Consider the following 9,911-nt stretch of genomic DNA (forward strand, 5'->3'; position numbering starts at 1 on the left):
ATCGCAATGAAATTACTGCAATGTCCTGTTAATGGAATCAGACCGCTAAGTGAATTCAGCTATGGCGGTGAATTTCGCACTATGCCTGATCCAGATAGTTGCACCGATCAACAGTGGGCAGCCTATGTGCATTATCGCAGTGGTGCGCCTGGTTATAAAAAAGAATGGTGGTATCACATGCCTAGTGGCACTTGGTTTATAGCAGAGCGTAATACGATTACTGACAAGGTTAGCCGCACTTACCTGTTACCGAAACTGGAGGTGGCAGTATGAGCTCACGGTTAACAAACCAATCCACTGAATGGATCCAGCGCGATAAGCCTTTTACCTTTAGTTATGAAGGCCAGCAAGTTACCGCTTTTGAAGGTGACACCATCAGCAGTGCGTTATGGGCTAACGGCATCAAGGTATTGGGACGCAGTTTCAAATACCATCGTGCCCGGGGCATTCTGACCATGGCGAATCATGACGTTAACGCCTTGATGACGGATGGCGAAGATACCAATATCCGCGCCGATGTGTGGCCGGTTAAAGCCGATATGACGCTGATGGCGGTCAATACGACAGGCGGTGTATTAAAAGATAAAAGTCAGTTTATCGACAAAATATCTCCGTTATTACCGGTTGGGTTCTATTACAAAGCCTTTCATACGCCGCGCCGGTTTTTCCCTTTCTGGGAAGACAAGATCCGTAAAGCGGCTGGCTTGGGCGAGGTCAATTTTAATTACCCGAGAATTACCAAACCGAAACAACATGCACATTGTGATGTGTTGATTATCGGCGCGGGCATCGCAGGGCTGTCAGCTGCGATCAGCGTGGCAGAGCAAGGTCTGTCAGTGATCATTGTGGATGAGAATGCCAAAGCCGGTGGCAGTCTGACTTACGATATGGCAACTGATTCAACTGTACAGTTAGCAGAGTTACTCAGTGCTGTGGAGAGTCATGTCAATATACGCCTGATAACCAATGCCTATGCAGCGGGTTATTACGCTGATCATCTGGTGCCGATTGTTGAAACTACCGGTATAACCAAAGTGCGTGCCAAAGCATTGATCGTGGCAAGTGGAGCTTTCGAACAACCACCGGTCTTTCGCAATAATGATTTGCCCGGCGTAATGATGGGCTCAGCTGCACAACGGCTTATCTATCGTTATGCGGTCAAACCATTTGATAAAGGTGTCGTGGTTACAGCCAACGATTACGGTTATCGCACTGCATTGGATCTACTGGCCGCCGGCGTGGATGTGCTGGCAGTGATTGATATGCGTCGTGAAGGCAGCAGCTCACCATTGGTGACTGAGCTTAAAAGCAAGCAGGTCGCTGTTCATAAAGCCAGTTGCATCTATGAAGTCATTGCTTCCAAACACAAACTGGGTGTCTCGGAAGTGGTGATTTGTCCTTACGATGAATTGATGGCCGAAGCCGATACCAAAAACAAAATTCGTCTTAAATGTGATGGCGTAGCGATGAGTGCCGGTTGGGCACCAGCTGCAGCACTGTTATATCAGGCTGGCACTAAAATGCGCTTTGATAACGGACTGCAACAATTTGTGCCTGCTGAATTGCCGGCAGGTGTGTTTGCGGCTGGCAAGGTTAACGGTGTATTTGATCTTGAACAGCGTCAACTGGACGGGCAACGTGCTGCGGCCGAAGCGTTGAATTATCTGGATAAAAGTGTTCCGGCTGTAATGGTCAATGCAGCTCTGCAAGCGTCACCAAGCCATGCCTATCCGGTGGTCAACCATCCCAAAGGCAAAAACTTTGTCGACTTTGATGAAGATATTCAGGTGAAAGACTTTATCAATGCTGCCAAAGAAGGCTTTGACAACATTGAGTTAATGAAACGTTTTACTACAGTCGGCATGGGCCCCAGCCAGGGCAAGCATTCCAATATGAATGCCATTCGGATCCTGGCACGGATTCGGGATTTGCCGGTTGAAAAAATTGGTTCAACAACAGCCAGACCATTTTTTCATCCGACACCGATTGGTCATTTAGGTGGTCGTGGTTTTCATCCACATCGATATACCGCGATGCATGAATGGCACATTGAAAATGGCGGAAAAATGACCGCGGCCGGTCTGTGGTTGCGTCCTGCACATTATCTGCCAGCGGGTAGCACACTAACGGCGGAACAGGCTTTGCAACAGGAAGCCATGGCGGTACGTACTAAAGCCGGAATGATTGATAACAGCACGCTGGGCAAGATCGAAGTGTATGGCCCGGATGCCGCGGTGTTTCTCGAACGGGTTTATACCGGCAAATTCGCGGGGCAGAAAGTTGGCCAATATCGCATTGCCATGCTGCTCGATGAAGCCGGTGTAATGGTTGATGACGGTCTGGCATGCAGACTGGCAGCGGATCGTTTTTATCTGACCACCAGCACCACCAATTCCGCCATGGTTTATCGCCAGCTGCAACGCGAATTACAAATCAGCGGTTTGAACATATCACTGGCAAATCTGACCGGCGTTAACGCCGCGATGACCATTGCCGGCCCGGTGGCGGCAGACATTCTTTCGCAATTAACCACAGTGGATTTATCAGCCAACGCTTTCCCAACCGGCAGTGTGGTGGAAACCACGGTAGCTGGAATCGACTGCTTATTACTGCGGGTGGCCTTTGTCGCTGATCAGGCCTTTGAAATTCATCTGCCAGCGGCAAGCGGTTTATATGTCTGGAATCAGCTGATGCAGGCCGGTGAACTGTTTGGTTTGATGCCATATGGCACTGATGCCCAGCGCTTGTTAAGGCTGGAAATGGGTCATCACCTGATAGGCCATGATACCGATGGCCTGACCAATCCATTTGAAGCCCATGCCGAGCAGTTGCTTGCGATGGACAAGACATTTTTTACCGGTAAACGCAGCCTGCAAATTATCGCCAAAAAAACGCTTAACAAAACTCTGGTGAATTTTGTGTTGGATGACAGTTTTTCTGGGGAATTACCCAACGAATGCAATCTGGTGATTGATAACGGTGAAATAACCGGCCGCATTACCAGTATTGCCTACAGCCCTTATCTGCAACGCGTGATTGGCATTGCGTTTGTGCCGCCACAAAAACGCCAGCCTGGAAGCCGCTTTGATATCCGAAATGATGCTGGCGATTTGATTACGGCCACCGTAATTGAGTCACCAACCGAATTGGCGAAAAGTGCATAGGAAACTGCGGAAATGAAATCGACTATTTTGAAAAGCCCAATCGCCTTTGCTCAAGCCAAGCAGAACCCGCAACTGGGAGAAGTCAATGGCATGCTGATGGCCCTGCGTTTTGCCGATACTGAGACCGAATCACAACGTGCCAGCACATTGGCGATCTGTGATGCCAGCGGCTTTAGCCGGGTAAGCGTAAAAGGCAGTCAGGCGGCGAGTTATTTGCAACAACAGGGTATGACTTTGCCAGCCGCTGCTAATCAATGGTTACTGGATAACGATCGTCTGGTGATGCGACTCGGTAACAGTGAATTTTTAATTGAAGACCAAACAACCAATGTTAACCCGCCCGTTAGTGCGCTCTCATCTGCAGAGGGCGTGCACAAAGTCAGTCGCAACGACGCGGCTTTCATTCTCACGGGCACAAAAATCCAACCATTATTTGCAGAAATTTGTGAAATCGATCTGGTGGCCGAACTGGCAACAGAAAACCACCTGATCATGACAGTCATTGCAGGGGTTTCAGCAACGTTGCTGAGCCAAACGCTTAATGGAGAGCGCATCTATCGACTCTGGTGTGATGGAACTTACGGACCTTATCTGTGGAAGACCTTGCTGAACATTATTGAAGAAGCAGGCGGCGGAGCCGTGGGATTGCATCACTTTTACCCAAAGATTTAACCGATTGCGGATCTCAACATTAAGGAAGGGCTTATGAAATCGTTAGCAGAAGCAAAACAGTTCCTGGAAACCAATAACATCAAATATGTGCTGGCACAGTTTGTCGATATACATGGCGTTGCCAAAACCAAATCCGTTCCTGCCAGCTGCTTGCAGGATGTGGTCGAAAAAGGCGCAGGCTTTGCCGGATTCGCGGTCTGGGGCTTGGGCATGGAACCGCATGGACCGGACTTTCTGGCACGTGGTGATTTAAGCACATTATCGATCGTGCCCTGGCAACCGGGTTATGCACGCATCGTCTGCGATGGTCACGTCAATGGAAAACCGCATCCTTATGACAGCCGGGTAGTTCTGAAAAAACAATTAACCCAGCTGGCGGACAAAGGTTGGACCATGAACACCGGTCTTGAACCAGAGTTTTCATTATTTAACCGTGGCCCAGATGGCAGTCTGTTGCCGGTTGATGAAAGTGATCTTTTGGATAAACCCTGCTACGACTACAAAGGTCTGTCACGTTCAAGAAACTTCCTGGAATCGTTGGTGGATTCGCTGCAGCAGGTAGATTTTGATGTGTATCAAATCGACCATGAAGATGCCAACGGCCAGTTTGAAATCAACTATACCTACAGTGATGCGCTGACTTCTGCGGACCGCTTTACCTTTGTGCGGATGGCGGCTGGTGAAATCGCCAACGGCATGGATATGGTCTGCTCGTTTATGCCAAAACCGTTCTCTGATCGCACTGGTAATGGTATGCACTTCCACCTGTCGATTACCGATAAGGATGGCAAAAACCTGTTTAACGATGACAGCGATGTCAATGGCATGGGCCTGTCAAAAATGGCTTATCACTTTATCGGTGGCTTGCTGCATCACGCGGATTCTTTATGTGCCTTTGCCGCGCCGATTGTGAATTCCTATAAACGTCTGGTGGTTGGTGGAGCGGCCTCCGGTGCGACCTGGGCGCCAGCCTATATTTGTTATGGCGATAACAACCGTTCGGCGATGGTGCGTATTCCTTATGGCCGTCTTGAATTCCGCTTACCGGATTCCAGCTGTAATCCATATTTAGTGCACGCTGCATTGATTGCTGCCGGTATGGATGGTGTTGAACGTGAGCTGGATCCAGGCGCACCACACAACATCAATTTATACGATTTGAGCGAAGCCGAATTGAAAGAAAAAGGCATTGGGGTGTTGCCACAAAATCTGAACGAAGCGTTGGATGCTTTGGCTGCCAACAGTGTGCTCAGAGAAAAAATGGGCTCAGAAATCGTCGATGAATTTATCAAAGTAAAACGCATGGAGTGGATTGAATATTCACGTCATGTATCCGATTGGGAACGCAAACGCTACGCCGAGTTTTTCTGATCGGTTTATCAAGCTTATTGAAGAGGAAATCATTATGTGTGGAATAGTCGGCCTGTATTTAAAAAACGAGTCGCTGGAAAGCCAGCTGGGACAATTGTTTGTGCCCATGTTGATCGCAATGACTGATCGTGGTCCGGATAGTGCCGGTTTTGCGATTTATGGTGACGAAGTGGCAGATGACTCAGTCAAATTAACACTGCGTCATGAAGATGAAAATTATGATTGGGCCGGGCTGGCTAAACGTCTGGAAACCGCATTTTCGACCAAAGTCGACTGGTTTCAAAACAGCAAAGTCGCCGTATTGAAGCTGATGGCGGATGCCGACGATGCCATCGCCTATTTGCATGAGAATGCTCATGACGTCATGGTGATGAGTGCCGGTAAATCCATTGAGATTTTGAAAGAAGTCGGTCTGCCGCAAAACATTGTCGAGATGTTCAAACTGGGCCAGATGAAAGGCAGCCACATTATCGGCCATACCCGTATGGCGACTGAATCTGCTGTGACTATGGCCGGTAGCCATCCGTTCTCCACCGGCATGGATTTGTGTCTGGTACATAACGGTTCGTTATCCAACCACAATCGCCTGCGCGCTGAATTAAAACGCGAAGGCATTCACTTTGATACTGACAATGACACTGAAGTCGCAGCGGGCTATATGACCTACCGCCTGCAACAGGGCGATAGTCTGAATCAGGCGTTGGAGCATGCGCTGCAGGATCTGGATGGTTTTTACACTTTCACCATCGGCACAAAAAATGGCTTTGCCGTGGTGCGTGATCCGATTGCCTGCAAACCGGCGGTAATTGCTGAAACCGATGACTACGTAGCTATGGCATCTGAATATCAAGCCCTGACCACCTTACCTGGTATTGAGAATGCCAAGGTGTGGGAACCTGAACCTGCGACGATTTACGTCTGGGAACGTGGTGATAAGTGATCGGCGAACAGTAAGGGGAACACAATGAAAACAATTGATTTAGCAACACAGACGGTGCGTGATTTAAACCAGGCGTTACATGATCAGGCCAAAAACTGCACCGAAACAGAATGGGAAGTGCTTAATCCAAAAGGACAGCACAACCTGGCCGTAGGACTTGATCAGAAGCTCAAAGTCGATATTAAGGGTCATGCCGGTTATTACTGCGGTGGCATGAATAAAGAAGCCGATATCGTGATTCACGGCAGTGCCGGCCAAGGTGTAGCAGAGAACATGATGTCAGGCAGTATTCGCGTGAAAGGGAATGCATCTTCTTCTGCCGGGGCCACCTCAATCGGTGGACTGTTGGTCATCGAAGGTGATGCCGGTTCACGTTGTGGTATTTCCATGAAAGGTTCGGACATTGTTGTTACCGGTAATGTTGGTCATATGAGCTGTTTTATGGGCCAGGCCGGTAATCTTGTTGTTTGTGGTGATGCCGGTGATGCCTTGGGCGATTCGCTTTATGAAGTTCACATCTATGTGAAAGGCGAAGTGAAATCATTGGGTGCGGATTGTATTGCCAAAGAAATGCGACAAGAGCATATCGAGGAACTGAGCCAAGTGCTGCAACGTGCCGGAGTGGATGAAGATCCTCACGCTTTCAAGCGTTATGGTTCTGCACGCCAGCTATACAACTTTAAAGTCGATAACGCTTCTGCGTATTAAAGCTGATTTTACGAGGAATTTATTATGAGTGAAAAAACGAAATACCTTACCGAACTCCGTGAGTCAGCAACCTTTGATCGCTCGACCATGGCCGAGATTCGCCGGGCAGCCGATACCGGTATCTACGACATTCGTGGCTGGGGTGCCAAACGCAAGGTACCGCATTTCGATGACTTGTTATTTCTGGGCGCGAGTATGTCGCGTTACCCGTTGGAAGGTTATCGTGAAAAATGTAATACCCAAGTCACATTAGGCACCCGTTTTGCCAAAAAACCGATTGTGATTGAAACCCCGGTGACCATTGCCGGTATGAGTTTCGGTGCGTTGTCGGCCAATGCTAAAGAAGCCTTAGGCCGTGGTGCCTCTGCGGTTGGCACTTCCACCACCACAGGTGATGGTGGTATGACACCGGAAGAACGTGGCCAGTCTACTAAATTGGTTTATCAATATCTGCCATCACGTTATGGTATGAATCCGGATGATCTGCGCAAAGCCGATGCCATTGAAGTAGTGTTAGGGCAGGGTGCTAAACCGGGCGGTGGCGGTATGTTGCTGGGTCAGAAAATCACAGAACGTGTTGCCAAAATGCGTACCTTGCCGATGGGTGTGGATCAACGTAGTGCCTGTCGTCATCCAGACTGGACCGGGCCGGATGATTTAGCGATCAAAATTCTGGAATTACGCGAAATCACCGACTGGCAAGTGCCTATCTATATCAAAGTCGGCGCGACACGCACTTATTATGATGTGAAACTGGCGGTGAAAGCCGGTGCTGATGTCATCGTGGTCGATGGTATGCAAGGTGGTACCGCAGCAACACAGGAAGTGTTTATCGAACATGTTGGTATTCCAACCATGGCGGCGATTCCTCAAGCCGTTCAGGCACTGCAGGAAATGGGCATGCACCGCAAAGTGCAGTTGATTGTTTCCGGCGGTATTCGTAACGGTGCAGATGTCGCCAAGTGTATGGCATTAGGTGCGGATGCAGTGGCGATTGGTACAGCGGCCTTGATCGCGTTGGGATGTAACGATCCTAAATACGATGAAGAGTTTAAAGCGATTGGTTCAGCTGCCGGTTTTTATGATGATTATCATGAAGGCAAAGATCCGGCCGGTATTTCCACCCAGGATCCTGAACTCAGTAAACGTCTGGATCCGGTTGAAGGTGGCCGTCGTCTGGCCAACTATCTGCGGGTACTGACCATGGAAGCGCAAACGCTGGCACGTGCCTGCGGTAAAAACGATATGCGTCATCTGGAACCGGAAGATTTAGTGGCCTTAACTGTTGAGTCCGCTGCCATGGCAAGGGTTCCGCTGGCAGGTACCAACTGGATCCCCGGTGCTAACAATTACTAATAGCTGAACAGGGTTTGTGCATCTTTCATTGCCTCCATAAGTGGAGGTGATGAGAGACCGATTCACCCTGATGCTTAACCGAAAAGGGCAGATGTTGCCTTTGATTGGCTAGTCCTGAAGAGTTTTTACCCCCCCTCTGTTCAGGTTTGGCAGATTAAAGGCAGTCTCTGCCCCCTTTTTTGTGTAAATCTCCAACCCACTCTATCTAAAAATCTCCCTGAAAATCAGCTACCTCCTTGGTAGTAATCCCTCTTGAGAATGTTGCCAAAACTGACTTTCAGTTAATTTTGTTAACCATCATTAAACAAGCAGGATGGAAAGTCAGATGAGCAGAAATTCGATACTCAATGGTCGTCACCGTGAACTGGGTTCAACGCTGGATGGAGATACCTGGAATGACATGCCGATCCCCTGGTCATATCACACCGATCCCCATGATGAAGTTGTCGCAGTCCGCACTCGTGCCGGTCTTTATGATGTCTCGGGACTGAATATCGTCAATGTCACTGGCCCAGCCGCTTTGAAAGTGCTGGATCAGTTAGTGACGATTGATGTCACCAAGCTTGAGCCTGGCAGCGCCAGGTTGGCGGGTGAAGTGAATGACGCTGGTGCGCTGGTCGATGACATTATGGTGATTTGTGATGCCAAAGATAAATATCGTTTATCGCATGGCGGCGGCATTACCCAGCAGACTCTGGCGATGCTGGCAGAAGGCGAAGATGTACAGGTTGCACAGGATATGGATGCCCATGTTCTGTCATTGCAAGGACCTAAAGCCATTGATGTACTGAATCCGGAACTGGATTTTGACTTGGCGGAACTGGCCTATTTCAAACATGTTGAAACCACGCTGTTTGGCTGCAAGATCATGCTGTCGCGTGGTGGTTATTCCGGTGAGCAGGGTTATGAAGTGTATTGCAGCTCAGCGGATGCTATTCATATTTGGGACAGCATTCTGCAAAAAGGCCAGCCTTTTGGTGTGATTCCTTGTTCGTGGGATTCACTGGATCTGACCCGGGTTGAAGCGGCTTTACTATTCTTTCCATTTGATATGCCTGAAGGCGATACCACACCATGGGAAGTAGGCATGGACTGGTGCGTCGATCTGGATAAACCGGGTGACTACATTGGCAAACAAGCGGTTATCGCCTTAAAAGGTCGTGAGCGGGTTAAGCATGTTGGATTGAGTTGTGATTGTGCCGAAGCTGTGCCAGTGGGCGCCAAAATTCTGATTGATGATAAAGAGGTCGGGGAGATTACCAGTCCGAGTTTCAGTCGCTATCTGATGCAATCCATCGCTTTGGCTCATATCAAACCGGCTTATTCGCAAATCGGCACCAAAGTGGTGATTGCCGCCGATACCCCGATAACTGCCAGGATAGTAAAAACACCTTTCTATGATCCGCAGCGTTTACGTACGCATCCCGTGAAATAAAACGCCGTAAAGCTTATCCGGAGGATCAACGATGGAAAAAGGTTATTCAATCAAGAGCAAACCCATTTATGGGACGTTAGTGTGGCAAAACCACGCTATGCATCATGTGGTGATCGCTGAAGGCGAGGGTGGTAAAGCCTTGTTGAAATTGTTTCAACAAAAACTGCCTCGTGAACCGCTTTCAGTGCTGTATCTCGCTGCTGATCCACAGGCTGAAAAATATGCTGTCACCGTGCAAAAAGTGGTTAACGAGCCAATTACTCTC

Annotated in this window: 8 protein-coding genes and 1 pseudogene; all 9 read left to right on the forward strand. The window is 48.9% G+C overall.

Features of this window, described 5'->3' with window-relative positions:
- Positions 1-6: 6 nt before the first annotated feature.
- A complete protein-coding gene (locus Q7V21_RS02615) occupies positions 7-273 on the forward strand; it encodes a sarcosine oxidase subunit delta (RefSeq protein WP_304915791.1) in 267 nt (88 codons plus the stop codon).
- Positions 270-3,164 carry a 2Fe-2S iron-sulfur cluster-binding protein gene (locus tag Q7V21_RS02620; protein WP_304915792.1) on the forward strand — a complete coding sequence of 965 codons (2,895 nt, stop codon included), beginning with the start codon at positions 270-272 and terminating at the stop codon, positions 3,162-3,164. Before Q7V21_RS02615 ends, Q7V21_RS02620 begins: the two co-directional genes overlap by 4 nt.
- A 12-nt stretch (positions 3,165-3,176) precedes the next feature.
- Positions 3,177-3,836: a sarcosine oxidase subunit gamma gene (locus Q7V21_RS02625; RefSeq protein WP_304915793.1), complete on the forward strand. Its 660-nt coding sequence runs from the start codon at positions 3,177-3,179 to the stop codon at positions 3,834-3,836.
- Positions 3,837-3,869: 33 nt separating this feature from the next.
- Positions 3,870-5,207 (forward strand): type III glutamate--ammonia ligase, encoded by a 1,338-nt coding sequence (gene glnT, locus Q7V21_RS02630; protein ID WP_304915794.1) that lies wholly within the window; start codon positions 3,870-3,872, stop codon positions 5,205-5,207.
- 34 nt (positions 5,208-5,241) lie between these two features.
- Positions 5,242-6,147, forward strand: a complete 906-nt coding sequence (locus tag Q7V21_RS02635) for a glutamine amidotransferase family protein (protein WP_304915795.1) — start codon at positions 5,242-5,244, stop codon at positions 6,145-6,147.
- A gap of 24 nt (positions 6,148-6,171) precedes the next feature.
- Positions 6,172-6,855 carry a protein glxC gene (locus tag Q7V21_RS02640; RefSeq protein WP_304915796.1) on the forward strand — a complete coding sequence of 228 codons (684 nt, stop codon included), beginning with the start codon at positions 6,172-6,174 and terminating at the stop codon, positions 6,853-6,855.
- 24 nt (positions 6,856-6,879) lie between these two features.
- Complete coding sequence (locus Q7V21_RS02645; RefSeq protein ID WP_304915797.1) at positions 6,880-8,211, forward strand: FMN-binding glutamate synthase family protein; 1,332 nt, start codon at positions 6,880-6,882, stop codon at positions 8,209-8,211.
- A 325-nt stretch (positions 8,212-8,536) separates the two neighbouring features.
- Positions 8,537-9,646, forward strand: coding sequence for an aminomethyltransferase family protein (locus tag Q7V21_RS02650; RefSeq protein ID WP_304915798.1), 1,110 nt, complete (start codon positions 8,537-8,539; stop codon positions 9,644-9,646).
- 31 nt (positions 9,647-9,677) lie between these two features.
- Positions 9,678-9,911: pseudogene (locus Q7V21_RS02655) on the forward strand (hypothetical protein); the annotation flags it as partial.

It is taken from the genome of Methylophaga sp. (assembly GCF_030651745.1).

Excerpts from the sequence above, each read along its gene's own strand:
- Q7V21_RS02615 (WP_304915791.1), top strand. The coding sequence starts at position 7 with ATGAAATTACTGCAATGTCCTGTTAATGGAATCAGACCGCTAAGTGAA.
- Q7V21_RS02620 (WP_304915792.1), top strand. The coding sequence starts at position 270 with ATGAGCTCACGGTTAACAAACCAATCCACTGAATGGATCCAGCGCGAT.
- Q7V21_RS02625 (WP_304915793.1), top strand. The coding sequence starts at position 3,177 with ATGAAATCGACTATTTTGAAAAGCCCAATCGCCTTTGCTCAAGCCAAG.
- glnT (WP_304915794.1), top strand. The coding sequence starts at position 3,870 with ATGAAATCGTTAGCAGAAGCAAAACAGTTCCTGGAAACCAATAACATC.
- Q7V21_RS02635 (WP_304915795.1), top strand. The coding sequence starts at position 5,242 with ATGTGTGGAATAGTCGGCCTGTATTTAAAAAACGAGTCGCTGGAAAGC.
- Q7V21_RS02640 (WP_304915796.1), top strand. The coding sequence starts at position 6,172 with ATGAAAACAATTGATTTAGCAACACAGACGGTGCGTGATTTAAACCAG.
- Q7V21_RS02645 (WP_304915797.1), top strand. The coding sequence starts at position 6,880 with ATGAGTGAAAAAACGAAATACCTTACCGAACTCCGTGAGTCAGCAACC.
- Q7V21_RS02650 (WP_304915798.1), top strand. The coding sequence starts at position 8,537 with ATGAGCAGAAATTCGATACTCAATGGTCGTCACCGTGAACTGGGTTCA.